Origin of the sequence: Phenylobacterium sp., assembly GCF_965284355.1 — a bacterium.
Lineage (GTDB): Bacteria > Pseudomonadota > Alphaproteobacteria > Caulobacterales > Caulobacteraceae > Phenylobacterium.
Genome location: NZ_OZ260078.1, coordinates 4,150,376 through 4,176,799 on the forward strand (window position 1 = coordinate 4,150,376; position 26,424 = coordinate 4,176,799).

At 68.4% G+C, this 26,424-nt stretch carries 26 protein-coding genes; 13 read left to right on the top strand and 13 right to left on the bottom strand.

Annotated features, from left to right (window positions below; translation table 11 throughout):
- Positions 1–154 precede the first annotated feature (154 nt).
- The 3 genes from ACQ66R_RS20425 to ACQ66R_RS20435 all read right to left on the bottom strand — a co-directional run bounded on the left by ACQ66R_RS20425 (position 155) and on the right by ACQ66R_RS20435 (position 3,843).
- Positions 155–595, bottom strand: a complete 441-nt coding sequence (locus ACQ66R_RS20425; protein WP_430424996.1) for a helix-turn-helix domain-containing protein — start codon at positions 593–595, stop codon at positions 155–157.
- 158 nt (positions 596–753) lie between these two features.
- Positions 754–1,716: a hypothetical protein gene (locus ACQ66R_RS20430; RefSeq protein WP_430424998.1), complete on the bottom strand. Its 963-nt coding sequence runs from the start codon at positions 1,714–1,716 to the stop codon at positions 754–756.
- Between the two features lie 87 nt (positions 1,717–1,803).
- Positions 1,804–3,843 carry a prolyl oligopeptidase family serine peptidase gene (locus ACQ66R_RS20435; protein ID WP_430425000.1) on the bottom strand — a complete coding sequence of 680 codons (2,040 nt, stop codon included), beginning with the start codon at positions 3,841–3,843 and terminating at the stop codon, positions 1,804–1,806.
- 13 nt (positions 3,844–3,856) lie between these two features.
- On the opposite strand from ACQ66R_RS20435, the gene ACQ66R_RS20440 reads away from it, so the two are divergent.
- Positions 3,857–4,084, top strand: coding sequence for a hypothetical protein (locus tag ACQ66R_RS20440; protein WP_430425002.1), 228 nt, complete (start codon positions 3,857–3,859; stop codon positions 4,082–4,084).
- Positions 4,065–5,831, top strand: a complete 1,767-nt coding sequence (locus ACQ66R_RS20445) for a calcium-binding protein (protein ID WP_430425004.1) — start codon at positions 4,065–4,067, stop codon at positions 5,829–5,831. Before ACQ66R_RS20440 ends, ACQ66R_RS20445 begins: the two co-directional genes overlap by 20 nt.
- 17 nt (positions 5,832–5,848) lie before the next feature.
- Here the strand turns inward: ACQ66R_RS20445 and ACQ66R_RS20450 are convergent, their stop codons facing one another.
- The 4 genes from ACQ66R_RS20450 to ACQ66R_RS20465 are packed head-to-tail and all read right to left on the bottom strand — an operon-like array spanning position 5,849 to position 7,286.
- The gene (locus ACQ66R_RS20450) at positions 5,849–6,283 is read right to left on the bottom strand and encodes a DUF1801 domain-containing protein (protein ID WP_430425006.1); all 435 of its coding nucleotides are present in this window, start codon (positions 6,281–6,283) and stop codon (positions 5,849–5,851) included.
- A gap of 3 nt (positions 6,284–6,286) precedes the next feature.
- On the bottom strand, positions 6,287–6,499 hold the full coding sequence (locus ACQ66R_RS20455) for a hypothetical protein (protein WP_430425008.1): 213 nt from the start codon (positions 6,497–6,499) through the stop codon (positions 6,287–6,289).
- A 35-nt stretch (positions 6,500–6,534) separates the two neighbouring features.
- Complete coding sequence (locus ACQ66R_RS20460; protein ID WP_430425010.1) at positions 6,535–6,966, bottom strand: SRPBCC family protein; 432 nt, start codon at positions 6,964–6,966, stop codon at positions 6,535–6,537.
- Complete coding sequence (locus ACQ66R_RS20465) at positions 6,963–7,286, bottom strand: ArsR/SmtB family transcription factor (RefSeq protein WP_430425012.1); 324 nt, start codon at positions 7,284–7,286, stop codon at positions 6,963–6,965. The genes ACQ66R_RS20460 and ACQ66R_RS20465 overlap by 4 nt, the downstream gene beginning before the upstream one ends.
- Before the next feature lie 86 nt (positions 7,287–7,372).
- On the opposite strand from ACQ66R_RS20465, the gene ACQ66R_RS20470 reads away from it, so the two are divergent.
- Entirely contained in the window at positions 7,373–7,768 is a 396-nt protein-coding gene (locus ACQ66R_RS20470) for a DUF1801 domain-containing protein (RefSeq protein ID WP_430425014.1), read from the top strand.
- An 80-nt stretch (positions 7,769–7,848) separates the two neighbouring features.
- The gene (locus ACQ66R_RS20475; protein ID WP_430425016.1) at positions 7,849–9,024 is read left to right on the top strand and encodes a hypothetical protein; all 1,176 of its coding nucleotides are present in this window, start codon (positions 7,849–7,851) and stop codon (positions 9,022–9,024) included.
- Between the two features lie 187 nt (positions 9,025–9,211).
- Here the strand turns inward: ACQ66R_RS20475 and ACQ66R_RS20480 are convergent, their stop codons facing one another.
- Complete coding sequence (locus ACQ66R_RS20480) at positions 9,212–9,664, bottom strand: MarR family winged helix-turn-helix transcriptional regulator (RefSeq protein WP_430425018.1); 453 nt, start codon at positions 9,662–9,664, stop codon at positions 9,212–9,214.
- An 88-nt stretch (positions 9,665–9,752) separates the two neighbouring features.
- On the opposite strand from ACQ66R_RS20480, the gene ACQ66R_RS20485 reads away from it, so the two are divergent.
- Entirely contained in the window at positions 9,753–11,063 is a 1,311-nt protein-coding gene (locus tag ACQ66R_RS20485; RefSeq protein ID WP_430425020.1) for an FAD-dependent monooxygenase, read from the top strand.
- 122 nt (positions 11,064–11,185) lie between these two features.
- Here the strand turns inward: ACQ66R_RS20485 and ACQ66R_RS20490 are convergent, their stop codons facing one another.
- Entirely contained in the window at positions 11,186–11,593 is a 408-nt protein-coding gene (locus ACQ66R_RS20490) for a VOC family protein (RefSeq protein WP_430425022.1), read from the bottom strand.
- Between the two features lie 104 nt (positions 11,594–11,697).
- Here ACQ66R_RS20490 and ACQ66R_RS20495 point away from each other — a divergent pair, with 104 nt between their 5' ends.
- The 3 genes from ACQ66R_RS20495 (at position 11,698) to ACQ66R_RS20505 (ending at position 14,279) form a co-directional block, all read left to right on the top strand.
- Entirely contained in the window at positions 11,698–12,198 is a 501-nt protein-coding gene (locus ACQ66R_RS20495) for a GAF domain-containing protein (RefSeq protein WP_430425024.1), read from the top strand.
- A gap of 102 nt (positions 12,199–12,300) precedes the next feature.
- Entirely contained in the window at positions 12,301–13,473 is a 1,173-nt protein-coding gene (locus tag ACQ66R_RS20500; protein ID WP_430425026.1) for an acetyl-CoA C-acetyltransferase, read from the top strand.
- 113 nt (positions 13,474–13,586) lie between these two features.
- Positions 13,587–14,279, top strand: a complete 693-nt coding sequence (locus ACQ66R_RS20505; RefSeq protein ID WP_430425028.1) for an SDR family NAD(P)-dependent oxidoreductase — start codon at positions 13,587–13,589, stop codon at positions 14,277–14,279.
- Here ACQ66R_RS20505 and ACQ66R_RS20510 read toward each other — a convergent pair.
- Positions 14,263–15,423 (bottom strand): alpha/beta hydrolase family protein, encoded by a 1,161-nt coding sequence (locus ACQ66R_RS20510; RefSeq protein ID WP_430425030.1) that lies wholly within the window; start codon positions 15,421–15,423, stop codon positions 14,263–14,265. The two genes, ACQ66R_RS20505 and ACQ66R_RS20510, sit on opposite strands and share 17 nt — an antisense overlap.
- A gap of 204 nt (positions 15,424–15,627) precedes the next feature.
- Between ACQ66R_RS20510 and ACQ66R_RS20515 the strand changes: the two genes are divergently transcribed.
- Positions 15,628–17,694, top strand: a complete 2,067-nt coding sequence (locus tag ACQ66R_RS20515; protein ID WP_430425032.1) for a TonB-dependent receptor domain-containing protein — start codon at positions 15,628–15,630, stop codon at positions 17,692–17,694.
- A 23-nt stretch (positions 17,695–17,717) separates the two neighbouring features.
- On the opposite strand, the gene ggt is transcribed toward ACQ66R_RS20515, so the two are convergent.
- Both ggt and ACQ66R_RS20525 read right to left on the bottom strand, forming a co-directional pair.
- Entirely contained in the window at positions 17,718–19,508 is a 1,791-nt protein-coding gene (ggt, locus tag ACQ66R_RS20520) for a gamma-glutamyltransferase (protein ID WP_430425034.1), read from the bottom strand.
- An 8-nt stretch (positions 19,509–19,516) separates the two neighbouring features.
- Positions 19,517–21,889, bottom strand: a complete 2,373-nt coding sequence (locus ACQ66R_RS20525; RefSeq protein ID WP_430425036.1) for a penicillin acylase family protein — start codon at positions 21,887–21,889, stop codon at positions 19,517–19,519.
- A gap of 155 nt (positions 21,890–22,044) precedes the next feature.
- Here ACQ66R_RS20525 and ACQ66R_RS20530 point away from each other — a divergent pair, with 155 nt between their 5' ends.
- Together ACQ66R_RS20530 and ACQ66R_RS20535 are read left to right on the top strand one after the other, a co-directional pair.
- On the top strand, positions 22,045–22,416 hold the full coding sequence (locus ACQ66R_RS20530) for a VOC family protein (protein WP_430425038.1): 372 nt from the start codon (positions 22,045–22,047) through the stop codon (positions 22,414–22,416).
- A gap of 3 nt (positions 22,417–22,419) precedes the next feature.
- Positions 22,420–22,788: a VOC family protein gene (locus ACQ66R_RS20535; RefSeq protein ID WP_430425040.1), complete on the top strand. Its 369-nt coding sequence runs from the start codon at positions 22,420–22,422 to the stop codon at positions 22,786–22,788.
- On the opposite strand, the gene ACQ66R_RS20540 is transcribed toward ACQ66R_RS20535, so the two are convergent.
- A complete protein-coding gene (locus ACQ66R_RS20540) occupies positions 22,775–24,082 on the bottom strand; it encodes a PQQ-dependent sugar dehydrogenase (protein WP_430425042.1) in 1,308 nt (435 codons plus the stop codon). The two genes, ACQ66R_RS20535 and ACQ66R_RS20540, sit on opposite strands and share 14 nt — an antisense overlap.
- A 99-nt stretch (positions 24,083–24,181) precedes the next feature.
- Between ACQ66R_RS20540 and ACQ66R_RS20545 the strand changes: the two genes are divergently transcribed.
- Positions 24,182–25,348, top strand: coding sequence for an acyl-CoA dehydrogenase family protein (locus ACQ66R_RS20545; protein WP_430425044.1), 1,167 nt, complete (start codon positions 24,182–24,184; stop codon positions 25,346–25,348).
- Complete coding sequence (locus ACQ66R_RS20550; RefSeq protein ID WP_430425046.1) at positions 25,349–26,422, top strand: acyl-CoA dehydrogenase family protein; 1,074 nt, start codon at positions 25,349–25,351, stop codon at positions 26,420–26,422.
- The last annotated feature ends 2 nt before the right edge of the window (positions 26,423–26,424 follow it).

The window sequence follows — 26,424 nt, forward strand, 5'->3', positions numbered from 1 at the left end:
CTGGAAAACGGCTCCGCGGGTGCTGCGCAACACGCGGCGGCCGGAAGGGGCTGCGAGCCGGATGAGGAAGCGTAGCCACGGGTGCAGAGTGGCTGTCTCCCCCATCCAGCCGGCTGCAACAGCCGCCCTCCCAAGGGTCGGGAGGGTTTGGGGTTCAGATCTCGTCCGCCACCACGCGGACCAGCTCTACGATCTTGCGGCGAACGGCGGGTTCGCTGATGCGCGGGAACGCCGACATCAGCTCGATGCCTTCGGCCGACAGCATGAATTCCTGCGCAGCGTCGCGTTGCGCGGCGAGCGCTTCCTGGTCGCCCAGGCCGTCATAGAAATAGGCCACCGGCGTCTTCAGCGCCGCGGCGATTTCCCAAAGCTTGGACGCGCTCACGCGGTTCGCGCCGCGCTCGTACTTCTGGACCTGCTGGAAGGTGATGCCCAGCGCTTCGGCCAGACGTTCCTGGCTGACGCCCATCTCTTTGCGGCGCATGCGGATGCGCAGGCCAACGTGCCGGTCGACCGGGTGGGGGCCATCGCCCCGACCGATCTCGGCGGCCAGAACCGGTGCGCCTTCGGTCTCTCGTTCCAGAATGTTCGTCATGGCCCCCGACCAGGTGAGGCGGGAGCCACGCCACCCCCCGATGGAGTAGCTCCCGCGCCTGTACCTCCCCCGAGGTACGTCCATAAGTTGAGGCAGCGTGCAGCGGTTTGAAAACCGATGCCTACCCATTTTGGGGGCGGGGCGTGTTCTCGTTTCGGTCAGGCCGCTCCGCGGAGCGCCTGAACCTCACGCTCCCACTCGAAAAGAACGCCATAATCCGACAGTTGGGCGTACAGCCGGTGCAGGTGCGACTGATTGTCCACCATGTGCCGAAAGAACGGCTCGCGCGCGAGAATCCGGGTCGTCACCACATAGCCGTCCCCGTTTCGTTCACATCGGTCGTCGCTATGCAACCGGCCCAGGTGACGACGAATGGTTTCATGGGGCATGCCCAGTCGCTCGGCGATCGCCGATGCCCGGACGGGCCGGCGCTGGCCGTCGAGCGCCAAGGCCGCGGCGACTGGATTCGCGTCGGCCTCTTCGCCCTCGTCGTCGGGCAGATGCTCGGTGTTGGCATGTATGACCGCCATCAGAACGATGCCCGTCACGAGGTCGCCGATGTGCTGGTTGATAGGCTCGGCCAACCGCAGGACGTAGTCGGACGACAGCCGGGTCACCAGTCGGACTGGCGGGTTTGCGGGGTCGTAGATCGAGGTCTCGGGCCGAGCCAGGTCCTCGAGCAGACCGATCCCGCGCAGGCGGAAGTACAGTTGGCGGACCAGTTCGTAGTGGGCGGCTGACGCCATTCGGTAGAACGGCGAGTTCATGGGCGCCGTCGGGATGGTCACGCCACGCGGGTGGATGATTACGATTCCCAGCTCGGCCAGCGCGGCGATCCGGCGCCTCGCGGTCTCGAACGGGATACGCAGGGAATTGGCGGTGGCGCTGATGCTGACCGGCCGGCGCAGGTCGTCGGGCGGCGGCTGGTCCAGGGTGGCGTAGCGGGTCTGGAGTTCGGGATTGCGCGTGATCTGGGCGACGTTGGCCTGGCTGATCGCGCACAAGAGCAGGGCGTCGATGACGTCGCGGCCAAAGCCGCCCAGCTTGACCAGGTCGAGGGCGAAGCCGTTCGCGAGCCGGGCGGCCACGCGGAGTCGTGGATGCGGAGTGTCTCGCGACATGCCGACTCCCAGCGGCGGCTCGTGTCCTCCAAATTAGAACACGTTCTGTGAATAAGCCATCACCACCGTATCGGCGGTGATGCGGTGTTACCGGAAGCGTTCGAACCAGGCGAGGATCGCGCCGGCCTTGGACGCCGACTGCGACGGCCGGGCGGCGATGCCGCCGTGGCTGGCGCCTGGAACCCGGACCAGGGCCGTCGGCACCCCGCGCAACTGGAGGGCGGCGAAGTACTGATCGGCCTCGGACGGCGGCGTGCGGTCGTCGTTTTCGCCCACCACCACGAGGGTCGGGGTCTTGACGTTGCCGACCAGCGAAAGCGGCGAGCGGGCCCAGTACCCCTGCGGGTCCTCCCACGGCATCTTCCCGAACCAGTAGCTGGCCATGAAGGTGTAGGCGTCGGTCGTCAGCACCTGGCTGGTCCAGTTGATCACCGGCTTCTGGGTGGCCGCCGCGCGGAAGCGATCGGTCTTGCCGACAATCCAGGCCGTCAGCGCGCCGCCTCCTGAGCCGCCGGTCACGTACAGGCGCTTGTCGTCGACGACGCCCTTGGCGATCGCGGCGTCCACCACGCTCATCAGATCGTCGTAGTCCTGGCTGGGATAGTTGCGGTCGATCTCGTTGGCGAAAGCCTCGCCGTAGGACGTGGAGCCCCGCGGATTGGAGTAGACCACAATGTAGCCGGCGGCGGCGTAGAGCTGGATGTCGGTGGCGAAGCTGGGGCCGTAGGCGCTGAACGGGCCGCCGTGAATCTCCAGGATCAGCGGGTACTTCTTCGACGGGTCGAACCCTGGCGGGTAGGCGATCCAGGCGCCGATCGGCTTCTTGTCGTAGCTGGATGTGACGGGCAGGGCTTCGACCCTGGCCATCTGCTTGCCGGCCAGTAGATCGGCGTTGAGATCGGTGAGCCGCTGGGTCTTGCCGCCGCGCCAGATGGCGAGGTCGGACGGCCGCTCGGGATCGGCGTCGGTGAACGCCACGAGGCCGCCCTTGCTCACCGAGAACTGACCGCCGGTGTAGGGCCGGTCGAGGCCGCCGCCGCCCAGGCCCGAGAACAGGACCTGTCGCTTCCCGTCCAGGCCGACCCGGGCCAGCTGCACGACGCCCTGGTCATCGTAGGCGACGTAGAGGCTCTTGCCGTCCGGCGCCCACTGGTGGGCGCTGATGCTGCGGTCGAGGTCGGCGGTCAGCACGCGGGCGTTCTTGCCGTCGCGGTCCATAACGTGCAGGCGCACGTTCTCGTAGCCACGGCGCCGTACGTCATCGAAGCCGACGTAGGCGATCTTGGAGCCGTCCGGCGAGACAGTGGCGCCCGCGTCCGGGCCCACGCGATTGGTCAGACGGGTCAGCCCGCCCGTGGCCACGTCGACGGCGTAGATTTCCGACTCCTGCGGGTCGCGCTCCCAGTTGTCGGCGCGGTTGGTCGCGAAGAGCACCGACTTGCCGTCGCGGGTGAACTCGATCGGGCCGGCGTCGTCGAACTTGCCGAAGGTTATCTGCCGCGGCTGGCCGCCGTCGGCCGAGACGGTGAACAGATGGCGGTAGCCGGGCTTCAGGAAGCCCTCGCCGTCGGCGCGGTAGGTGATCCTGTCGATGACCTTCAGCGGATCCGCCCACTTGGCGCCCTCGGGGCGCCTGATCGGCGGGACCAGCGCGCGGCCCTCGTCCAGGGTCAGCATCGTGAAGGCGAGCGTCTTGCCGTCGGGCGACCAGGCGATGTCGTTGGGCGCCTGCTCCAGGCTCGCGACCCGCGCCGAGCGGCCCGACGCGATCCAGCGGATGTAGATCTGCGCGCCATTGGGCCCTGCCGAGACGTAGGCCAGCCGCGATCCGTCCGGCGACCAGCGCGGCGCCAGGTTCGTGTTGTCATCGACAACCAGCGGGGACTGCGCGCCGGTATTCGCGTCCACCAGCCAGATCGAGCGTCGGGCGCGGTCGGTCATGATGTCATTGGCGGCGCGAACGTAGGCGATGGCGCCCCCGTCGGGCCGCACCTGGGGATCACCGGCTTGCTGCAGGCCGAACAGGTCGCGCGCGCCGAACGTGCGAGACGGGCCGTCGCTCACCTGGGCCGAAACCCCCCCGGCTGCGGAAAGCACGAGGGCCGCCGCCAGAACCGCCAGACGCATGCGTCAACTCCCAATGACTCTGGCCGCGCAGATGAAGGATGCCAGCGGCCTTTGTCCAGAACTGTACGCCACACGCGCGCGAGTTGCCGACGCGCAACCTCAGATCGCGTTGATTCTGTGCGACAATCAGGACGCCTCCGGGCGGTCCGAACCGCTGCGCTGTCGCGCCGACTCGCTGCATAACGACGTTTCCTGCTCGCGCCGCCTGGAGACGATTGGCTTTGGCCACGTACTTTTTTGACCGGATCACGCCCGAGGAGGCGCTGGCCTACACCCCAGCGACGGATCGCCTCGTGTTCGCGACCGGCTCCGGCGCGCAGGTCAGCGTGTCGTTCACGACCCAGCTGGTGAACGGCGTCCTGACTCTCGACCTCAGCTTCGGCGGCCGGACTGTCACTCTGAGCGACGCTTTCCGACTTGAGACCGACACGGTCTTCCCGGACGGATCGCTGCTTTACGCCGGCTCGACCGGCAATGACACGCAGGCGGGAACCAACTTCGCTGACGGTCTCTACGGCGGGCTTGGTAACGACAGCCTGACCGCGGGCGACGGCGCCGACCTTCTTCAGGGCAACCAGGGCAATGACACCCTGGCGGGCGGTCTCGGCGGGGACGTGGCGTACGGCGGCCAGGGCAACGATTCCATCGACACCGGCGCCGGCGGCAACTTCGCCCAGGGAAACCTGGGCGACGACACGATCACCGGCGGAACCGACGCCGACACGCTGTTGGGCGGCCAGGGGAACGACCGGATCACCACCACGGGCGGCGCGGACTTCGCCAACGGCAACCTGGGCAATGACACGCTCATCGGTTCGACGGCGAGCGAGACCCTGTTCGGCGAGGGCGGCATCGATTCCCTCAACGGCGGCGGCGGCAACGACGTCCTGAACGGCGGGGACGCCGGCGACACCATTACGGCCGCGGCCGGGGCGGACACCATCGACGCCGGCGGCGGAGATGACCGGGTGACCGCCGGCGACGGGGTGAACGTGATCCTGCTCGGCGCGGGGTCCGATACGCTGTCCAGCGGCACGGGAGACGACGTCATCGACGCCGGCGACGGCATCGATACGATCACCGACACCGGCGGCGCCAACGCCATCCAGGGCGGCGCCAGCGATGATCGGATCACCACGGCTGGCGGCGACGACACGGTGTCCGGCGGCGCCGACAACGACACCATCAGCGACTCAGGCGGCAACAATTCCATCTCGGGCGACGCCGGCAACGATACGATCGGCACGGGCGCCGGCGCCGACACGGTGATGGCGGGCGACGGCAACGACACCGTCAACTCGGGGACCGGCGTCGATCTCGTGGACGGCGGAGAGGGGCACGATGTCCTGACGATCACCGGCGGCACGCTGACCGGCGGCGGCGGCTCGGACACACTGAATGGCGGCGCTGTCGCCAGTACGCTCGACGGCGGCGCGGGTGATGATCGCGTCAACGGCGGCGCTGCGAACGACATGCTGGTGGGCGGCGACGGCGCCGACACTGTGGTCGACACCGGGGGCGCCAACACCGTCCTGGGGGGCGAGGGCGACGACACTATCAACACCGGCGCCGGCGCGGACACCATCGATGGCGGTTTGGGAGCCGACACGATCAACGCGGGGGCCGGGCGCGACGTGCTGCGCGGCGGCGCGGGCGAGGACCTGTTCGTCATCAGCACGGTGGGGCACTCGAGCACGACACTGGGCCAGAGCGATGTGATCTTCGATTGGTCGCCGGGCGACATCCTCGATGCTCCGGGGATCGTCGTGAACCCGTCGACCTATGCCGAAATCGCCGCCCCGGACGCTGCGACGGCACAAACGCTGGCCAACGCCGCGATCTCCGGCGGGATCGATGTCGTGGCGATCCAGGTGGGCGCCGACGTGATCGTCTTCTTCGACTCAGGCAACAACAACGCGACGGCCGATGACGTGGTGGTGCTGGCTGGGCGGACTCTCGCCGACGTCGACTTCGGCGGCTTCGTCTAGCTGGCGAGGTCGGATCGTCACATCCGTTCGCCCGGCAGCGCGGCCGCCTGCTTCACCCAGACCGTGAACCGCGCCTCGTCGGGCAGGCCGCTCTCGGGCACATCGAGATAGCGGACGTCCTTCTGCCTTGATGTCCCCGGGGGGACCGGATCGAGCGACGCCCCCCGGAAGAAGGCGACCTTGATGTACCGGTTGAAGGCGTGGAAGCTCATGAACCACGTCTGGTCGTCCGCGCCGTACAAGGGCGAGTTCCATTTCACCGCCTTGCGCACGCCGGGAACCGCGGCCGTGATCAGCTCATCCAGCCGGCGCCCGATATCCTGCTTCCAGCCAGGCAGGGCCGCGATGTAGGCCTGGACCGGACCGTCCCCATCGCCCTTCGGGATCTGCGGATTGCCGCCCGAAAGCAGGACGGGCTTCCCATCTGTCGGCGGTGGTGCTTTGCGGGCCATGGTCTAGCCCGCGGCCCGCGTTCGGCGCGCCTTCAGCACGTAGGGCAGGGCATAGAGACAGAGGCCGCTCACCAGTAGCAGGATCAGCGGAACGAGCGCGAAAAAGCCCAGCCAGTTCGGCGGCGCGCCCTGGGTCATGGCGATCATGTAAGCGATCACGCCCAGGGTGAAGGCGATGGACAGCCAGCGATGGAGCTGTCGAACCCAAGTGTTCATGGGATCTCCTTGTCTTTGGTCGTTGTGGCGCAGGCTCAGTCGAGCCGGTCGGTCAGTTGTTCCAGGCTGTCGAAGAACTGCTTCCAGCCCAGGTGGGCGCCGCCGAAGGCCTGCTTCTGGGTCGGGCGGAAGCCCGCCTGTTCCATACGCAGGTGCGTGCCGCCTGCCGTCGGCGTCAGTGTGAAGGTGACGACGCTTCGCAGGCTGAAGGCCGGGTCGTCGTGATCGAAGTCCCAGCGGTAGGCCAGGGTGCGCCCGTCCTCGATCTCGAGCACCTCGCAGTCGAGCACGCCGCCCCATTCGCCGGTGAGCTTGAAGCGGTGGCCGACCTGGGGAACGAAGTCGTTCTTCATCAGCCACTCGGCGATCAGGTGCGGCTGGGTGAGCGCCCGCCACAGCTTGCCGGGCGGGTGCGCGAACTCGCGCTCCACGACGACGGTGCGGGTTGCGGTGGTCGGGTCGGTCACTGGTCCATCCTCGTCAGGAGATCGTCGAGATCGTCGAACCGGCCTTCCCAGAAGCCGGCCATCTGGCTGGTCCAGTCGAGGAGGGGGGCCAGTGCGCCGATCCTGGCGCTGTAGTGGGTCTGGCGGCCTTCGGGGCGGTCGTGGACCAGCCCGGCCTGCTTCAGGACGCTGAGGTGTTTCGACACCGCAGGCTGCGAGACCCCCGCCTGGGCGGTGAGCGCCGCGACGGTCTGCTCGCCCTCGCGACAGAGGCGCTCGAACAGCGCCCGCCGCGTAGGATCGGCGAGGGTCCGGAAGAGCGTATCATGGGTGGTCGCCATCGGATCGATAACTCGTCAGCTATTGATTAATCCATAACTGCAGGGCTATGAGTTCGTCAAGAGATGAACGCGGAGCTTGGAAAACGATGAAGAAAGGCGGACCCACGGACGGCCGGTCGCCGGAACAGCTGATCGACGGATGCATCGGCGCGTTGGGCGATTGGCGCGGTGAGACGCTGGCGGCGTTGCGTCAGCTGATCCGCGAGGCGGACCCGGAAATCTTCGAGGAATGGAAGTGGGGCGGGCCGGTCTGGTCGAAGGACGGCGTCATCTGCACGGGCGAAGCCTACAAGAAGGTCGTCAAGCTCACCTTCCTGAAGGGCGCTTCGCTGGACGACCTGAAGGGCCTGTTCAACTCCAGCCTCGAGGGCGCCACGCGGCGCGCCATCGACGTGCCGGAGGGGGGAGCGATCGACGGCGACGCTCTGCAGGTCCTGGTCCGGGCCGCCGCGACCGCCAACGCGGCGGCGCGCAAGCGCTGAGGGCGACTTTCCCGTGCGTTCGCGGACGGCCGGTGTATGATTCCGAAAACAAGTACGTGGAAACGCTCCGGAGCTTCACCATGCGCTACGCCGTCGTCCTCGCGTTAGGGACCGCGCTCGTCACCACCGGCCTCGGATTCACCGCCGCCGCCCAGACAAAGGTCCAGCCGGTGTCGGCCGCCGCCGACTCGTCGATCCCGCCGCCCGGCTGGAAGCGGCCCAGGAATGCGATGGGCCAGCCCGACCTTTCCGGCTACTGGTCGAACGCCACGCTGACCCCGCTCACCCGCAACCGCCGCATCTCGGACAAGGCGACGCTCACCGCCGAAGAGGCCAAGGCGTTCGAGAAAATCTGGGCCCAGGCGCTGGCCGAGTCGGATGCGCCGACCGACCAGAACGAGTCGACCGCCGAGGTGCAGGCCAAGCTGACCAGTTCGAAGCTGGTGGAGATCCGGCCCGACTTCATCGCCGCCGGCGGCGACACGGGCGGCTACAACACCTTCTGGATCGATCCCGGCACGCACATGGTCGAGATCAACGGTGTCTACCGGACCTCGATCCTCACCACCGAGAACGGCCTGCCGCCCCCCCGCAAGGCCGGCGCGCCTGCGCCGCGCGGCGGCGGGTTCCGCGACATCTACGACAGCTATGAGAACCGTTCGCTGGGCGAGCGCTGCATCTCGGGCTTTGGCCGCAACACCGGCCCGCCGATGCTGCCGAACGGCTATTACAACAACAACTATCAGATCGTGCAGACGCCGGACGCGGTGGTGATCGAGGTGGAGATGATCCACGACGCCCGCATCATCCGGCTGAACGGCACGCATCGCACCGACGGCCTCCGGCCGACGATGGGCGACTCCATCGGGCGATACGAGGGCGACACCCTGGTGGTCGAGACGACCAATCTGCCCGAGAGCCAGCAGTTCATGGGCTCGTGGAAGAACCTCAAGGTCACCGAATGGTTCACCCGGCTGTCGCCGACCAAGATCCTCTACCGGTTCCAGCTGGAAGATCCCGAGATGTGGGACAAGCCCTGGGGCGGCGAGTACACCTTCAGCACCCTGAACGGCCGGGTGTTCGAGTACGCCTGCCATGAAGGGAACTACGCCCTGCCGGGCATCCTGGCGGGCGCGCGGCAGAAGGAAAAGGAAGAGGCCGAAGCCAAGGCCAAGGCCGCTGCGGACGCTGCGGCCGCCGCGGAGAAGGCCAATGCGCCGCCCGCTAAGGGCAAGGCGAAGGCGGGCGGTGACTGAGGGCGTTCGCCAGGCGCCCAATAGCGCCCAGCCCGGCGAACGCCGGGGCCCAGATCCCAAGGCTGGGCGGTGGGCGGGATGCACTCGGCGCGCCAGGAACGCACTTCTGAGCCACGCTGATGTCGGCGAGGCGCAACAGTAGGCCCATTGACGCCTGCGCCGAGGCGGCTTGCGACGAGCATCTTCTCTAGTCTCGATTGATACTGAGCTCCGGTTCTCGATCGAGCATCGCGTTCATCAATTCGATCAAGCGGTCGCGGTCAGCCTCATTCCAGTCTGCGAAGTGCTCTTCCATCTTCCGGCGCCTGACCGCGGCGACTTGTGCGAGCAGATTTCTGCCCGCGACAGTCAGCGTAAGTTGGCGGGAACGCTGATCGCTCGGATCACTCCTGCGGGTTAGCAGCCCGAGCTGTTCCAGCCTGACGATCTGGCGGCTGACGGTCGAGTGGTCACGGCCGACGAGGTTGGCCAATTCGGCGACGTTGAAGTCCGGGTTCAGCGCGAGCCGCGACAACAACGGGAAGAGCGCCCGATCGAGCTGTACGCCGGAGGAAGCGAGCAATCTCGCATCGAGATCCAGCCGATTTACCCGGTCGGAGATCCCAATCAGCGCGCGGTGCAGGCGGTCTGTCCAGTGCATAAGTATGCATTATGCATATTCTTGTTGCGGTTCAACGCAGGTTTGAATAGGAGTCGATATATGCAAAACCCATATATATAGGCAGAGCATGCCCCAGGTCTTGATTGTTGGCGCGGGAGCCACCGGGATGACTCTCGCGATTGAGCTTCTGCGTCGCGGCGTCGCCGTACGCATCGTCGACGTAGCGGCCAGTTACTTTGCTGGCTCCCGCGGCAAGGGGATTCAGCCGCGCTCCCTCGAACTGCTCGACATGGTGGGGCTGGCGAGTGAGGTCATGGGCAGCGGTGGGCTCTACCCAGTCATCAAGCTTCACTTCGGTCCCATCGGGATAAGGGCTTGGTCGCTGGGCACGCATCATGCCCCCACCGAGGATCGCCCCTTCCCCAACCTGGTGATGCTGGAGCAATGGCGCACCGAGGAGATCCTGAGGGCGAAGATCGCTGCGCTAGGCGGCAGGATAGAGCTCGGCGTTGGGATTGAAGCGCTCGCCCAAACCGACAAGCAGGTGACAGTAACGCTGACCAATGGCGAGGCTGTGACGGCAGACTACGTGGCGGCCTGTGATGGAGGGCGCAGCCCGACCCGCGGCCTGCTGGGGCTCGAGCTTCATGGCTCCACGGTGGACGAAAACACCAGCATCGTCGCGGACCTGGAGATCGAAGGCCTCGACCGGGCGTTCTGGCACGCATACCCGCTGCGGCGAGGCGGAATCCACTCGCTCGCGCCGCTCCCCAACAGCGAGCTTTTTCAGTTGCAGGCGCCGGAGCAGATCGCCGTCGCCGGGTTGGAGAAGGGGGTCGAAGGCCTCACCGGCCGGACGGTCCGGAGCGTCGCCTGGCAGTCGCGGTATCGCCACCAGGCCCGGATGATCAATCGCTACAGGGTCGGGCGCGTGTTCATCGCAGGCGATGCGGCGCACATTCATCCCCCTTCGGGCGCGCAGGGGTTGAACACGGGGCTTCAGGACGCGTTTAACCTGGGCTGGAAGCTGGTCTCGGCGATCCGGACCGGAAGTCCGTCGATCCTTGAGACCTACGAGGCCGAACGCCTACCTGTGGCAGCCGCTGTCCTCGACCTGACCAAGGAACTGCACCTGACCATATCCAAGTCGCGCGGCGACCTCACCAACCAGTTGGGCCTCAGCTACCGCGGCGGTACGCTGGCGCAGGATTCGACCGCCGTGGACGGGCTCAGGCCGGGCGATCGAGTCCCCGACCAACGCTTGGCCGATGGGCGTCGCCTCTTTGAAGTCATGCGCCACGGAGGCGCGACCCAGATCATGCGCGCCGACCGCAACCACCTCCTCGTGCGACCGGATGGCTATCTTGCCGAGATCTCTACGGTGCAGGTGTCGTCATATCACGGGCACGAGGTCGTGCCGGTGGACGGCGCGCGCTAGTCGCGGCTCCTGGCTGGCGGCGGGTTATCGACGTCCGCCTTCTTCTTGCGGATCGAAACCGCCCACCTCAGCACACGTCGATAGGCTGGGCCCGGCATTCGCCGGGACGAGCAGAGCGTTGGTCAGCGCTGGATCAGCTCGATGACGTAGCCGTCGGGGTCTTCGGCCAGGCCGATAATACGGTTGCCGAATTCGGGAGAGGCCACCGCGTCGCGGCTGATCGGCAGGCCCTCGGCGCGGATCTTGTCCATCACGCCCTTCGCATCGGGGACGTAGAAGACGATCTTCACCGGGTTCGCCCGGTAGTTCCGGTCGGACCCGTCGGTCCAGTGCATCAGCACCACCGACGTGCGGCCGGGGTGGCCCACGATGGTCTCGTCCATATACGGCAGCTTGATGCGCTGCTGCACCGTCATGCCCAGGACGCGGACGTAGAAGTCTTCGGCGCGGGCCAGGTCGGCCACCCCGATGCCGACGGCGGCGAGGACCTCGGCGGCCTTGGCGGGACGGTCTGTGGCGGCGACGCTCATGGCATACTCCCCTTTCGAAGTTTGCCGGCACCTTCTACGCCACCGGCGCTGAGATCAAGCCGGCAGGACTGGCCGACCGGGCGGGGCGTCGCTACATCAGCGCCATGGCCGAAGCCTTCAACGATGTCGTCCTGCCCGCCGAGAAGGCCCAGCGCTATGCCGCCGTGGCCGAGGAGATCGCCTCGGTCCTGGACGGCGAGCCGAACCTGACGGCGCGGATGGCTACGGTCAGCTCGATGCTGGCCAACAGCTTCGACAGCTATTTCTGGGCCGGCTTCTACGTGGTCGACCCCACGAAGGAGGCCGAGCTGGTGGTCGGGCCCTACCAGGGCACCCTGGGCTGCATGCGGATCGCGTTCGGACGCGGGGTCTGTGGGACGGCGGCCGCGACGCAGCAGACCCAGCTGGTGCCCGACGTTCACGCCTTCCCCGGCCACATTGCCTGCGACGGTCGTTCGGCCAGCGAGATCGTGGTCCCCGTCTTCGATGCGGACGGCAAGCTGATCGCGGTGTTCGACGTCGACTCCGACCGGCCGGCGGCGTTTGACGAGACGGACCAGCAATGGCTGGAGCGGATCCTGGCGGCGACCTTTTCGCAACGGTAGGTGACGCCCGCGTCACCCACATTGTCTTCCGCAGCGGCGCCCCTCTTAGAACTCCCGGCGAAGCGCCGGGGACGGCGCAGACCTGCATTTGGGAGCTTTAAGATGGCCGAGGCCTATATCGTCGCCGCAACCCGCACCGCCGGTGGCCGCAAGGGCGGCCGCGTTCGTGGCTGGCACCCCTCCGACCTGGGCGGCGTGGTCCTGAACGACCTGCTGGACCGTACGTCGATCGACCCGGCCGTGGTCGAGGACGTGGTCATGGGCTGCGTGATGCAGGTGGGCGAGCAGTCGACCAACATCGCGCGCAACTCGGTGCTGAGCTCGCGCCTGCCGGAAAGCGTGCCCGGCACGTCGGTGGACCGCCAGTGCGGGTCGTCGCAGCAGGCGCTGCACTTTGCCGCCCAGGCGGTGATGAGCGGCACGATGGACGTGGTGATCGCCTCGGGCGTCGAGAGCATGACCCGCGTGCCGATGGGCCTGTCGGTGTCGCTGCCGGCCAAGGAAGGCTTCGGCATCCCGAAGAGCCCGCGCCAGGAAGAGCGCTATCCGAACATTCAGTTCAGCCAGTTCATGGGCGCCGAAATGGTCGCCGAAAAGTACGGCCTGACCAAGGACCAGCTGGACGAGTACGGCTACACCAGCCACCAGCGCGCCATCGCGGCCACGCAGGGCGGCGCCTTCAAGGACGAGATCCTGGCCATCGACGGCCTGGACGCCGAAGGCAACACCATCCGTCACGATAGCGACGAGGGCATCCGCTACGACGTCAGCCTGGAGGGCATGCGCGGCGTGAAGCTGCTGCGCGAGGGTGGCCGGATCACCGCGGCGACCTCCAGCCAGATCTGCGACGGCGCCTCGGGCGTGATGGTCGTGTCGGAGAAGGCGCTGAAGGAACACAACCTGACGCCGCTGGCCCGCATCCACCACCTGTCGCTGCTGGGCCACGACCCGGTGATCATGCTGGAAGCCCCGATCCCGGCGACCGAGCGGGCGCTGAAGAAGGCCGGCATGTCGATCGACGACATCGACCTGTTCGAGGTGAACGAAGCCTTCGCTTCGGTTCCGGTGGCCTTTATCCAGAAGCTGGGCGCCGACCCGGAGCGGGTGAACGTCAACGGCGGCGCGATCGCACTGGGCCACCCCCTGGGCGCCTCCGGCACCAAGCTGATGACCACGCTGCTCTACGCGCTGAAGGCGCGCGGCAAGAAGTACGGCCTGCAGACCATGTGCGAAGGCGGCGGCATGGCCAACGTCACGATCGTCGAGCGCCTCTAGCGTTCTGCGCAGAATTGCGGTTCTGAGGAGCGGCCCCCGGGTCGTGCCGCTGGCGCGACCCGCCCGGGGCAGGCTCGGGAGACCCCGGCCGTTTCCGTTTGCAGGGGTTGGACATGGCCGGACGGGTGATCGCGATCACGGGCGCCTTCGGGGTGCTGGGCCAGGCGGCGGCGAAGGCCGCGGCCGGGCAGGGGGCCAGGCTGGCGCTGATCGACTTCGCCAAAGACGCGCCGGCAGGGCTGCCCAGCGGATCAGACGTGTTGGTCCTGGGCGGCGTGGACCTGACCGATACGGTGCAGGCCGGCGCGGCGATGGACGCCGTGGCGGACCGGTTCGGCGGGATCGACGCGCTGCTCAACATCGCCGGCGGGTTCACCTGGGAGACGCTGCAGGACGGCTCGATCGCGAGCTGGCCGGCCATGTATCGGCTGAACGTGCTGACCGCCGCCAACGCCTGCCGTACGGCGGTCCCTCATCTGAAGCGCAGCCCCGCAGGGCGGATCGTCAATGTGGGCTCTGCGGCGGCGCTGAAGGCGGGGATGGGCATGGGCGCCTATGCCGCGGCCAAGGCCGGCGTCCACAGTCTGACCCAAGCGCTGGCCGAGGAGCTGAAGGGCGACAACGTGACGGTGAACGCCGTGCTGCCCTCGATCATCGACACCCCGACCAACCGGGCCGACATGCCGGACGCCGACTTCGCCGCCTGGGTCGCGCCCGACGACCTCGCCTCTGTGATGCTGTTCCTGGCCAGCGAGGCGGCGCGCGCTGTGACCGGTGCGCTCGTGCCCGTCACGGGGCGGGTCTGACCTCTGCAGCCTCCAACTCGCGGAGCCAGGCCAGGACGCGCGGCGCCGCCGCCAGCATCGAGGCGTCGTGGCCCAGCGGCCCCACGTCGATAGCCGTTACGTCAGCCCCTCGCGCCCGCATCGCGGCCGCCGCGCGGCGCGATTCGTCGGGCACGACGTCGATATCGCGCGAGCCGTAGTACATCCGCACGGGCGACCTTGGGGTCATCGTATGGACGCTGTTCCTGGCAAAGGACTCAGCGAGCCAGTGCGTCCCGTGACCACCGGCGGCGGCCAGGAACGCCGGGGCGAACATTTGCCGTGGGTCGCGAGGCAGGGTCTCAAGGATTTCCTTCGGGGGCGCGCCCGCGAAGAGGCGCTCGACGGTGGCGGCCATGTCAGGGGTAAGGGCGCTGTCGAGCCGCTGACCCAGATACGGGGCTTGGCCCCAGGCGGCGTACGCCAGGTACAAGGAATGCGATGGCGCGCCGCCTTTGAGCGCCGCCGGCACTGACAGGCCCATCAGATCAAACGCACCTGCCACAGGGGCGGCCCCGATGACCGGCCGACCCTCGCTCTCGAGCTGCTTGAGGGTCGCCATGGTGGCCCATCCACCTTCAGAAAATCCGGACAGGAAGACCGGTGCGTCAGGCGCCCCCTCGATCCGCTGCGCCGCTGAGATCATGGCCGTCACCGCTGGGGCGATGGCCTCAGCGATGTAGTAGGGATGGCGGCCGGGTGAGGCGCCCATGCCGGGATAGTCCGGCGCCACCATGGCGTAGCCGTTGCCGGCGAAGAGGATTGCCGCGGCAAGACCCGTGCCGTCCGGCTTGGATGGAACCGCCGACCGCGTGGTCGCGGTGCCGTGCAGAAACGCGGCAACCCGGCGGGCCGGCGCTCCCCTCGGCAAGGCCAGGAGCCCGCTCAGCGGGGCAAGGCCGGCATCGGGTCCGGAATAGGTCATCCGGTAGCAGTCCACCGCGTGCTCGACACTCATGCCCTTGACACCGGCCAGTGCGAGAAGCGCTCGGGCCTCGACGCGCGAGATCGTCAGGAGCGGCGTGAGTTCGACTCCAGAGGGCGCGGTCAGCGGCGGCGGACGGGCGCAGGCGCTCAGCATGGCCGTGAGTCCGAACAAGACGACGAGTGCGACCATCCGCATCATGGCCAAGTTCCCGAGCCAACATGGAGATCATGGCGAAACCGTCGACGGAGTCCAGGCGACTGACGGTCGGCCACAGAGGGGCGCTACGACCGTCATGTCACGTGAAAGCCGCACCAGACTTTCGAAATCGGAGCGATAGGTGAACGCTGGTAGCTTGAGCGCGCGAACCCTGGAAAGGTAGCGCTCTGGGAGGAAACCCCGAAGATGGGTCCTTGGCTAATCATCACCGCTGCGGTCGTGCCGCAGGCGGCAGAGGCGCAGGTTGCGCCTCCGTCCACTCAGCAGGCGGCGGCCGCACCGCCCGAGCGCGGCGTCATCTCCTATCCGCCGGCCTTCTTCGCCGACATCCGACCGGTCAGCGCTTACGACATGGTGATCCGCGTGCCGGGATTCACTTTCGACAAGGGCTCGACGGTCCGTGGCCTGGAAGGCTCGGGCGGCAACGTACTGATCGACGGCCATCCGCCGCTGGCCAAGAACGACCCCCTGGAAGACATCCTCAAGCGCATCCCGGCCGACTCGGTGGCGCGCGTGGAGTTGATCCGCGGCGGCGCGCCGGGCATCGACATGGAAGGCCGCTCGGTGCTGGCCAACGTCGTACGCAAACAGGTGGCCGGCTTCCGGGGCTCGGTGCAGCCCTATTTCGACGCGGTCTATGACGGCCGCTTCCTGCCCGGCGTCCGCTTCGAGGGGCAGTGGACCCTGCCGGGCGGACGGACGGCGGAAGTCAGCCAGACGTTCAGCACCGGCCACTTCCCGAACGACGAGAACGGCGACGGAGACCGCATTCGGTATGCGCCCGACGGCCGGACCCGGCTGATCGACTCCGAAGTCGACGCCGACCAGCACGGCCACCGCATCCAGAGCACAGGCGCCTTCACGACCCCGTTCCTGGGCGGGCTGCTCAGCCTCAACGGCGCGCTCCAGTTCAACTACGGGGCGCTGGAGCTCTATGACACCGACCGGATCTCAGGCGGCGTCGAGTACGAGAAGTCGCCCAACAAGCGGGGTCAGCACGAGGCGGGCATGCGCTTCAGCCGCCGGCTGAGCGATGCCGTCGGCCTCGAGGCCGTCCTGTTCCAGCAGGTGTTCATCCAGGACCAGCGCTCGCATTTCCAGGCGCCCACCCTGACGCGCGACTTCGCCCTCGATCGCAAGAACTACGAGACGGTCGGGCGGGTGCAGTTCAACGTCACGCCCAAGCCCGGCATGAAGATCGAGGTGGGCAGCGAGGGCGCCTACAACCGGCTGGACAGCCAGACGCGCCTCAGCGTCAACGGTCGGGCCGTGGCGCTGCCGGCGGGCGACGTCCTGGTTGAGGAGCTGCGCGCCAACGCGATCCTGCGCGGGACCTGGCAGGCGACGCCCCAGCTGACCCTGGAGGCCGGCGGGCGGCAGGAGGTGTCGCGGGTGACGTCCGAGGGCGACGTCACCCTGGAGAAGTCGCTGCATTTCCTCAAGCCGCGGGCGGCTGTGACCTGGAACCCGAATGCGCTGACCCAGGTGCGCATGCGCGTCGAGCGCGAGGTGGGCCAGCTCAACTTCGACGACTTCGTCGCTTCGCCGAATGTGGCCTCGACGGGCGTGGTCGTGGCCGGCAATCCCGACCTGACGCCACAACAGGCGTGGGTCTATGAGGCCACGGTCGAGCGGCGCTTCTGGAAGGACGGCTCGATCGTCCTGACGTATCGCCGGTTCGACCTTTCGGACGTGGTCGATCGGCTGCCGATCGTAAATTCGGCCGGCGTGGTGCTGGCCGACGCGCCGGGTAACATCGACTCCGGGTCAAAGAACGAGATCGCCGTCGGCCTTACCGCGCCGTTGGACCGCCTCGGCCTGAAGGCGGCGCAGCTCAAGGGCCAGGTGACCTGGCGCGACACCAAGGTGCTGGACCCGCTGACCGCCTCCAACCGCCAGATCTCCACGCTGCATCCGGTCGACTGGGAGGTCCATTTCAGCCAGGCGCTGCCTGAGTGGAAGATGACCTGGGGCCTCGACCTGCTGGGCGGGTTCCGCGAGCGTGTGTTCCGGCTGACCGAGATCGAGACCAAGAAGGTCTCGCCCTATCTGATCCTGTTCACCGAGCATCGCCTGGCGCCGGACCTGACTCTCCGCGTGGAGGCCAACGGCATCAACATGCGCGCCGCCAAACGCATACGCGAGGTCTATGCCGGACCTCGCAGTCTGGGACGCCTCACCTACACCGACGTCCGCGACCTGGAATGGGGCGGCAACCTGATGGTGCGGCTGCGCAAGACCTTCAGCCGATAGGCTTCGCGGTCAGTCCTGGGGGCTCAACGCACCGGCTCGGCTGAGCCCCCGGTCTGGCGCGCATCGTGGCCGCCGAACATCGTGGCCCCCGCCAGCGGACGGTTGCCCAGCGACAGCACCCGGCCGGTCGCCTGACCCGGCGCCTGGAGTGTCGGCGCGCCGGTGACGATGCCTTCCGCGATTCCCCACGGCCCCTCGTCGCTCAGTCGGTGGCCGCGGGCTTCCAGCAGGCGGCGCGTGTCGGGCGAGAGGCCGAACGGCTCGACCGAGATCACGTCCGGCAACCACTGTGCGTGGATACGCGGCGCATCGATCGCGGCTTGCACGTCCATCCCATGATCGATCATGTTGAGGATGGCCTGGAGCGTGATCGTGATGATCCGCGACCCGCCCGGACTGCCGATGATCAGCGCGACCTTGCCGTCCCTGGTGAGGATCGTCGGGCTCATCGAGCTGAGCGGGGTCTTGCCCGGCGCGACGGCGTTGTTGGCCCCCTGGACCAGTCCGAACATGTTGGGCTGGCCGATCTTCGCCGTGAAGTCGTCCATCTCGTTGTTCATGACGATGCCGGTGCGCCCGGCGACGCGATGGGCGCCGAACCAGTCGTTCAGGGTGTAGGTGACCGACACCGCGTTCCCTTGCGCGTCGAGCACGCTGTAGTGGGTGGTGTTACGTCCCTCGGCCGGCTGGGCCGGCGGGCCCAGGGCCGAAGACGGCGTCGCGCGCTCCAGGTCGATGCCGGCCCGCAGGCGCGCCGCATAGGCCGGGTCCAGCAGTTGCGCGACCGGGTTGGCCACGAAGTCAGGGTCGCCCAGCTTGTTGTTGCGGTCGTAGAAGACGCGCCGCAGCGCCTCGACCAGCACATGCACCTCGGCCGCCGAGCGGAAGCCCATGGCCGAAAGGTCATAGCCCTGCAGGATATTCAGCGTCTGGCAGATCGCCACGCCGCCTGAGCTGGGCGGTGGCGCCGAGATCACGTGATAGCCGCGATAGTCGCACTCGATCGGCTTGAGCTCGCGCACCTTGTAGGCGGCGAAGTCTTCGCGTGTGATGATCCCGCCGCCGGCCTGGCTGGCCTCGGCGATCGCCGCCCCGATCGGGCCCTTGTAGAAGGCGTCGGGGCCCTTGGACGAGACCAGCGACAGGGTCGCCGCGAGATCGCGCTGCACCAGCCGGTCGCCCTTGGTGAGGGGCTTGCCGGCGGGCAGAAAGATGCGCCGCATCGCGGGGTCTCGACCCAGTCGGCCGGCCTCCAGCGCCATGATCCCTGCGTCGCCCTGGCCGAGAACGAAGCCGTCGCGGGCCAGTCGGATCGCGGGCGCCATCAGGGCCGCTCGCGACATGGTGCCGTAGCGCACCCGGGCCGTCTCAAGGCCCATGACGGTGCCCGGCACGGCGACAGCCTTCCAGCTGTCGGTGGACAGGCCGGGGATCAGGTCGCCCTTCGCGTCCTGGAACATGCCCGCCGTCGCGGCGAGCGGCGCCTTCTCACGGAAGTCGAGGAAGGTGGTGCGGCCGTCGGCGAGGCGCACCGTCATGAAGCCGCCGCCGCCGATGTTGCCGGCCTGGGGGTAGACCACCGCCAGGGCGTAGCCCACGGCCACGGCCGCATCGACGGCGTTGCCGCCGCGTCGCAGGACGTCGGCGCCGACCTGGGAGGCGAGGTGCTGGGCGCTGACCACCATGCCGCCGCTGCCGGCGACCGGGGCGGGGGAGGCGGCCTGCGCGACGCCGGCCAGGAGGGCGCCGATCGAGGCGACCAGGGTCGCCGCCCATCGGCGGAGGGATGACGCTTGGAGGACCAGGGATCGCATCGGGGTTCCTACGGCGCCGGCGTCAGCTTCATCACGACGCCCGCGTCGCCCTCGACGGCCGCGCGGCTGAAGCGGAGCGGCACATAGGCGCCGGAGGCCCAGAGCGGGAACAGGTCGCGGTAGTGGACGCTCATGGGGTCGCCCGACTGGCCGGGGGTGTTGATGGCCATGGAGTTGTCCCAGGCGCCGACGTCCAGCACCACCCGCACCGACGCGCCTGAGGTCTGACGGAAGTCGTTCGGGCTCCAGGTCGCCGCCCGCGGCGTCGAAGACGAACCGGGAACCTGCTGCGGCCCCACGCTCATCTGGGCGGCCAGCTGAGGATCGGCCAGACCTGCCGCGGCGGGGACGAACCGGGCGTGGTGCAGGCGGCCCCACGTCCACGTAGACATGTCGGGCCCGAGGCGCCCTTTCAGCTCGACGATTGCGGCCTTCAGGCTGGCCTGCAGCACGGGCGCGCGAGCCTCGGGCGACTGGCCTTCCAGCCAGGTGAGCAGCGGGTCGGGCGAGCTGGCGCCGATCAGCGGCCGGGCGGCCTCCTTGGCGGCGACGGCCGAGACTGCGGCGCCCAGGTGCTTCACCGCCCAGGTCTCATAGAGGCTGGCCGCGACACTGTCGGTGGCCTCGTCGCCGTTCCAGGACTTCAGGTAGGTCAGCGCCTTCGTCACGTCGGGATCGGTGGACGTCAGCGGTTGCAGCAGCGCCACGCCGCGGCGCGCCTGGGGGCTGACGCTGTCGGTCTGCAGCGCCATGGAGTCGCCCAGGCTGATCTTCGGCAGGCCGTTCAGCACTTCATGGATGCGAATCGAACGGCTGGGGTCGGCCCATTCAAAGCCCAGCTTGCGCGCGGCGCGGGGGTACTCGGGCTCGGCCGGGATGTTCATGGCGTTGGCGGTGGCGAAGAAGCCCGCGGCGGGGTTCTTCACGACGGGCAGTTCGCCGTCCTTGCGGAAGCCAGCCCACTCGTAGCGGCCGTCCCCCGGGACCGGCGTCAGGCCATCCCAGTTGGGCCGGATCGGCGTGCGGGCTGCGACGGCCCACCCGATGTCGCCCTTCGTATCGGCATAGACCAGGTTCAACGGCGGGGCGCCCCACTTGTCGCGGGCGGTCTGGAAGTCGTTCCAGTCCTTGGCCCGCCACATCCGCGACGAGCCGAAGTAGCCGGCCAGACCCGGCTCGTTCCAGACGGTGCGGATCGCGAACGCGCGCGTGGCGTCCTGCCAGATCACCGGGCCGTGCCGCGTGAACCGGAGTTCGGCCGTCTGCGGAGCCCCGCCCTTGACCTCGATGGTCTCGCTGACCGTCCGCATCGGCTCGAAGCCGGCCTTGTAGCGATAGGCGTTCCCCCGCACCTCGTAGGCGTAGAGGTCTTCCTGATCGACGTAGTTGATGGTGATGCCGAACGCGGTGGTCCCGTTGTGGCCGAAGGAGACGCCGGGCAGGGCGGGCTCGCCGGCGCCGATGATCGACAGGCCAGGCGCCTCCAGGTGGGCGATGTAGCGCAGAGCCGGCGCGCCCACCGGGCGGTGCGGGTCGTTGGCCAGGATCGGGCGACCGGTGGCGCTGCGCGATGCGGCGATGGTCCAGTTGTTCGAGCCCTCGGCGGCCCGCTCGTCGATGACCTGCGCCAGTTGCTTGGGCGCTTCGGCCTGGGCGCTCTTGCTCAGCGGGGCGAAGCTGACGGGGTCGGTGGCCAGGACATAGTCGTTCAGCACGCCGGCCGGGACCGAACACGGGTCGAGGCCCTTCGGCATGACCAGCTTGCGCGCGGGCTCGAGTTTGCGGCGCAGGGCGTCGGCTTCGGGTCCGCCGGCGCACACGGTCAGGGCCCGGGCGACCTCGGAGGTCACGTTGCTGACCAAGGCGTGGCTGCGGATGCGCAGGATGTCTTCCGGGTTCCAGTCCTCGGGCTGGCTCTGGGTCAGCTCAAACTCGACAGGCAGCGGGCGCTGGCCACTGCGGACTTCGCCCACATAGGCGTTCACGCCGGCGGCGAAGGCCTCGACCGCCTCGCGGCCGATCGGATCGTACGACGCCCACTCGGCCGCCATGTCGCCCCGATAGAGGAAGAGGCGCGCCGCGCGGTCCTGGGCGACGTAGGCGGGGCCGAGGCTGGCGGAGAGGCGGCCCAGTCCGCGCTTGCGCCACAGGTCGATCTGCCAGAGCCGGTCGCGCGCGGCGTTCCAGCCCTGGAGAAAGAAGGCGTCGCGGGTGGTGGCCGCGTAGATGTGGGGAACGCCCCAGCGATCGACGATGATCTCGGCAGGCTGGGCCAGGCCGCGGACGGGCGCGGTTTCCTGGCGCACGGCGGTGGTGATCTCGGCATGGGCCGCGCCCGCGGCCAGCAAAACGGCCGCACCGGCGGCCAGACCCTTCAACATCCCCACGCTCCCCTGTTCGTTGCGGCGATTGTGGACCGGCCCGGGCGCATCCGTCCAATGGGACTCGCGTCGAAAGGCCCTCATGCTCAAGCTGGCCCTTGCGTTGCCGCGCGGGTCATCCGCTAGGGTCCTCTCCTCATCAGGAAGGAATACCCATGATCGGCTACGCCACTATCGGCACGAACGACCTGGAACGGGCCACCAAGTTCTACGACGCGGTGCTGGCTCCGCTAGGCGGCGCGCGCACGTTCGCCAACGGCGACCGCATGCAGTTCTACGGCAGCAAGGACACGCCCGGCATGATCGCCGTGAGCAAGCCTTACGACGAACAACCGGCGACGGCGGGCAACGGCTCGATGTTCGGCCTGCCGGCGGCGTCGAAGGAACAGGTGGATGCGGCTCATGCCGCCGCGATCGCGGCGGGCGGCACCTGCGACGGCCCCCCCGGCCAGCGTCTGCCGACGTTCTACGGCGCGTACTTCCGCGACCCGGACGGCAACAAGATCTGCGTCTTCAAGATGGGCTGACGCATGATCGGCTACACCACTCTCGGTGTCTCGGACCTCGAGCGGGCGCGGGCGTTCTACGACGCCGTGCTGGCCCCGCTCGGGGGACGCAGGACTCTCACGTACGAGCGCTCGCAGTACTATGGCGGCCCGGGCCGGGGCGCGATGCTGGGGATCACCCTGCCGTTCGACGGCGCCCCGCAGAGCGTCGGCAACGGCGTAATGGTGGCGATGTCGGCCGAGACCCCGGAGCAGATCCACGCCACCCACGCCGCGGCGATGGCGGCGGGCGCGGTCTGTGAAGGGCCGCCCGGCGATCGGGGCGGCGGCTTCTACGGGGCCTACTTCCGAGATCTCGACGGCAACAAGCTCTGCGTCTTCAAGATGGGCTGACCCGCCAGACGATGCCGCCGACGTCGTCGGCCACCAGGAGGGCGCCGCGGCCGTCGATGGCGACGCCCACAGGCCGGCCCTGGATCTTGTTGTCGGCATTGAGGAAGCCGGTGAGGAACGTCTGCGCCGGCATCTGCGGCCGGCCCTGCGCGAACGGCACGAAGACGACGCGGTAGCCGTTCAAGGGCTGCCGGTTCCACGACCCATGCTGGCCGATGAAGGCGCCGCCACGATAGGCCGCCGGGAAGGTCTCCCCACGATAGAACGTGAGACCCAGAGAGGCGGTGTGCGGCCCCAGGCCATAGTCCGGCCGGATCGCACGGGCGACCATGTCGGGCCGCTGCGGCTGCACGCGCCGATCGACGTTTGCGCCCCAGTAACTCCAGGGCCATCCGTAGAAGCCGCCCTCCTTCACGCTGGTGAGGTAGTCCGGCGGGACGTCAGGGCCGATCTCGTCCCGCTCGTTCGCCACCGTCCACATGACGCCCGTAGCCGGATCGAAATCGAGGCCATTGGGATTGCGCAGTCCGCTGGCGAAGATGCGGGTTCGTCCGCTGGCGATGTCATGGGCCCAGATGGCGGCGCGGCCTTCCTCGATGGCCATGCCCTTTTCGGCGATGTTGGAGTTCGAGCCCACGGTGGCGAACAGCTTGGCGCCGTCGGGGCTGGCCACGACGTTCTTGGTCCAATGGTGATTGATCCCGGCGGGCAAGGCGAAGACGGCGGCGCCGGGGCCGGTCACCGAGGTCTGGCCGGGCTGATAGGGGAAGCTCACGACGCCGTCCGCATTGGCGACGTAGAGCGTGGTTCCGACGAGGGTCATCCCGAAGGGGCTCTTGAGGTCGGTCGCGAAGACCGACTTGGTTTCGGCGACCCCATCCCCGTCAGTGTCGCGCAGCAGGGTGATGCGATTGGCGCTGGGGACGACCGAGCCCACCTTCTTCATCAGCATCTTCTGGAAGAAGGCGCGGACGCCCTTCTCTTCGGTTCCTGGCGGTTTGGGCGGGGCCGCGGCCTCGGCGGCCAACACGTCGCCGTTCGGAAGGACCAGCAGCCAGCGGGGATGGGCCAGCCCCTCGGCATAGCGGGTGACGGTGAATCCGTCCGGCGCCCTGGGCGCCGCGCCAGCGGGCCAGCGCACCACGTCCGGCACGCCGATGGAGGGGATCAGGCTGGTCTTCGGCGGGGGCAGCTTCGGGTTGGGGCCGAAACCCACGAACGGGTCGTCCGATCCAGGGGCGCTGCAGGCCGTCAGGCTCAGCGCGGCGGCAAGGGCCGGCCAGGGATGTCGCATCGGCGTCTCCAGGGATCGAACGAGGAGCAAACGCTTACGCCACGGCGCCGTTGCCTCACCCGGCGAAAGGGTGGTGCAGTGGGCGGAAAGGGGAGTGACATGGACCTGACGCTGACGCCGGAACTGGCGGCCTTCCGCGACGAGGTGCGGGCCTTCCTCGAAGCCCACAAGGATCACCACAAGGACGGCGCGCCCAACGATCCCAAAGCCTGGCAGCGCACGCTGATCGAAGCCGGCTATGCGGCGCGGACCATTCCGAAGGCCTACGGCGGATACGGCGCCGAGCCCGACATCCTGAAAGGCCGGATCATCGCCGAGGAGTTCATCGCCGCCGGCGCGCCCCGCGGCATGGCCGGGCAGGGCATCTCGATGCTGGTGCCGACCCTTCTGGAGGTCGGATCCGAGGAGCAGAAGCGGCAATGGATCGGCCCGACCCTTCGCGGCGAGGTGATCTGGTGCCAGGGCTACTCGGAGCCGGGCGCCGGCTCGGACCTCGCCAACCTGCAGACCAAGGCGGTCGAAGATGGTGAGGATTTCCTCATAAGTGGCCAAAAAATATGGACAAGTACGGCCGCGCAAGCAGACATGATCTTCTGTCTGGTCCGCACCGAGCCTGATGCGCCGAAGCATGAAGGGATCAGCTACATCCTCTTCCCGATGACCACGCCCGGCATCGATGTGCGGCCGCTCAAGACGATGACGGGCCATGCCGAGTTCAACGAGGTGTTCTTCACCGACGTGCGGGTGCCGCAGAAGAACGTCGTGGGCGGTCGCGGGCGGGGGTGGTTCGTGGCGAACACGACGCTCAAGCACGAACGCGGCATGCTGGGCGATCCGAACGCCACAGAAGCCCGACTCAAGGCGTTGATCGAGCTGATGAAATCCGAGACGGTCGACGGCCATCGGATCATCGACAATCCGATCTTCCGCGACCGGCTGATGCAACTGCAGGCCCGTGTCCTGTCGATGAAGTTCAACGGCCTGCGGACCCTGACCGATGACACGGCGGGTCTCGCGCGGCTGGTGGTGAAGCTGCAGGGCTGCGAACTGAACCACCAGGTGGCGGCGTTGGCGATCGATGCGCTGGGTGAGCTCGGGATCCTCTACCACGACGGCCCACACCTGCGCGCCAAAGGCGGCTGGCAGCGGAACTACATGTTCGACCTCGGCCTGATCATCGGCGGCGGCACGGCCCAGATCCAGAAGAACATCATTTCGGAACGCGGGCTGGGCATGCCGCGCGAACCCAAGACGGTGGGGGCGTAGATGCGGTTCGCATTGTCGGAAGACCAGACCCTGCTGCAGGACAGCCTGACCAAGGCCCTGGCCGACCTGTCGCCGCTCGAGCGTGTGCGGCGGTTTGCCGATGGCGGCGAGGAGACCGCGCCCGACATCTGGGCCGGCCTTTCCGAGCTGGGACTGCCGGGCCTCTTGGTTCCCGAGGAGCACGGCGGGTTGGGACTGGGTCTGCTGGAGGCTGCGCTGGCGGCCGAGGCGCTGGGGCGCGTCGTGGCGCCGACGCCGTTCCTGGGTTCGGCCGTCCTGGCGCCGCTGGCGCTGCGACTGGGCGGGAGCGATGAGCAGAAGCTCGCGTGGCTGCCGAAGCTGGCGGCGGGCGAAGCGACGGCTGGCGTGGCGATCTCCGAACCCATCGCCGGCGCCCGTGACGGCGCGGGCGTCACGGCGGATGGCGGGAAGCTGACCGGCACGGCGCTGTTCGCCCTGGACGCTGTGGGCGCCGACCTTCTGGTCGTCGCCGACCGCTCGGGCGGGCTGCACCTGGCGGCGAAGGCCGATGGTGTCGCGGCGCTACCCAGCATCGACGCGACGCGGCGGCTCTCGGAGCTGACGTTCAAGGGTGCGTCTGGCGAGGCGCTGGCCTCGAACCAGGCCCTGGAGCGGCTGCGCAACGCGGCCTGGGTCATGATCGCCGCCGACACCCTGGGGGCCTGCCAGACCATGCTGGATCGCGCCGTCGAGTACGCCAAGGAACGCAAGCAGTTCGGCCGCACCATCGGCAGCTTCCAGGCCGTGAAGCACCTTTGCGCCGAGATGGCCGCCGAGCTGGAGCCGGCCCGCGCGCTGGTCTGGTACGCGGCCTACGCTTTCGACAACGCGCCGGAGGACGCCTCGCTGATGGCCGCCCACGCGAAGGCTCATACCTCGGAGATCGGCCGCTTCATCGCGCGGACGGCGACCGAAGTGCACGGCGGCATCGGCATGACCGACCTCCTGGGCCTGCACTACTGGTTCAAGCGCATCGGCCAGAACCGCCAGCTGCTGGGCGGCCCCGAACGCGTGCGTGAGCTGGCGGCGCGGATGCAGGGCCTGGCGGCGTAGCG

Excerpts from the sequence above, each read along its gene's own strand:
- ACQ66R_RS20425 (WP_430424996.1), bottom strand. The coding sequence starts at position 595 with ATGACGAACATTCTGGAACGAGAGACCGAAGGCGCACCGGTTCTGGCC.
- ACQ66R_RS20430 (WP_430424998.1), bottom strand. The coding sequence starts at position 1,716 with ATGTCGCGAGACACTCCGCATCCACGACTCCGCGTGGCCGCCCGGCTC.
- ACQ66R_RS20435 (WP_430425000.1), bottom strand. The coding sequence starts at position 3,843 with ATGCGTCTGGCGGTTCTGGCGGCGGCCCTCGTGCTTTCCGCAGCCGGG.
- ACQ66R_RS20440 (WP_430425002.1), top strand. The coding sequence starts at position 3,857 with ATGACTCTGGCCGCGCAGATGAAGGATGCCAGCGGCCTTTGTCCAGAA.
- ACQ66R_RS20450 (WP_430425006.1), bottom strand. The coding sequence starts at position 6,283 with ATGGCCCGCAAAGCACCACCGCCGACAGATGGGAAGCCCGTCCTGCTT.
- ACQ66R_RS20455 (WP_430425008.1), bottom strand. The coding sequence starts at position 6,499 with ATGAACACTTGGGTTCGACAGCTCCATCGCTGGCTGTCCATCGCCTTC.
- ACQ66R_RS20465 (WP_430425012.1), bottom strand. The coding sequence starts at position 7,286 with ATGGCGACCACCCATGATACGCTCTTCCGGACCCTCGCCGATCCTACG.
- ACQ66R_RS20470 (WP_430425014.1), top strand. The coding sequence starts at position 7,373 with ATGAAGAAAGGCGGACCCACGGACGGCCGGTCGCCGGAACAGCTGATC.
- ACQ66R_RS20475 (WP_430425016.1), top strand. The coding sequence starts at position 7,849 with ATGCGCTACGCCGTCGTCCTCGCGTTAGGGACCGCGCTCGTCACCACC.
- ACQ66R_RS20480 (WP_430425018.1), bottom strand. The coding sequence starts at position 9,664 with ATGCACTGGACAGACCGCCTGCACCGCGCGCTGATTGGGATCTCCGAC.
- ACQ66R_RS20485 (WP_430425020.1), top strand. The coding sequence starts at position 9,753 with ATGCCCCAGGTCTTGATTGTTGGCGCGGGAGCCACCGGGATGACTCTC.
- ACQ66R_RS20490 (WP_430425022.1), bottom strand. The coding sequence starts at position 11,593 with ATGAGCGTCGCCGCCACAGACCGTCCCGCCAAGGCCGCCGAGGTCCTC.
- ACQ66R_RS20495 (WP_430425024.1), top strand. The coding sequence starts at position 11,698 with ATGGCCGAAGCCTTCAACGATGTCGTCCTGCCCGCCGAGAAGGCCCAG.
- ACQ66R_RS20500 (WP_430425026.1), top strand. The coding sequence starts at position 12,301 with ATGGCCGAGGCCTATATCGTCGCCGCAACCCGCACCGCCGGTGGCCGC.
- ACQ66R_RS20505 (WP_430425028.1), top strand. The coding sequence starts at position 13,587 with ATGGCCGGACGGGTGATCGCGATCACGGGCGCCTTCGGGGTGCTGGGC.
- ACQ66R_RS20510 (WP_430425030.1), bottom strand. The coding sequence starts at position 15,423 with ATGATGCGGATGGTCGCACTCGTCGTCTTGTTCGGACTCACGGCCATG.
- ACQ66R_RS20515 (WP_430425032.1), top strand. The coding sequence starts at position 15,628 with ATGGGTCCTTGGCTAATCATCACCGCTGCGGTCGTGCCGCAGGCGGCA.
- ggt (WP_430425034.1), bottom strand. The coding sequence starts at position 19,508 with ATGCGATCCCTGGTCCTCCAAGCGTCATCCCTCCGCCGATGGGCGGCG.
- ACQ66R_RS20525 (WP_430425036.1), bottom strand. The coding sequence starts at position 21,889 with ATGTTGAAGGGTCTGGCCGCCGGTGCGGCCGTTTTGCTGGCCGCGGGC.
- ACQ66R_RS20530 (WP_430425038.1), top strand. The coding sequence starts at position 22,045 with ATGATCGGCTACGCCACTATCGGCACGAACGACCTGGAACGGGCCACC.
- ACQ66R_RS20535 (WP_430425040.1), top strand. The coding sequence starts at position 22,420 with ATGATCGGCTACACCACTCTCGGTGTCTCGGACCTCGAGCGGGCGCGG.
- ACQ66R_RS20540 (WP_430425042.1), bottom strand. The coding sequence starts at position 24,082 with ATGCGACATCCCTGGCCGGCCCTTGCCGCCGCGCTGAGCCTGACGGCC.
- ACQ66R_RS20545 (WP_430425044.1), top strand. The coding sequence starts at position 24,182 with ATGGACCTGACGCTGACGCCGGAACTGGCGGCCTTCCGCGACGAGGTG.
- ACQ66R_RS20550 (WP_430425046.1), top strand. The coding sequence starts at position 25,349 with ATGCGGTTCGCATTGTCGGAAGACCAGACCCTGCTGCAGGACAGCCTG.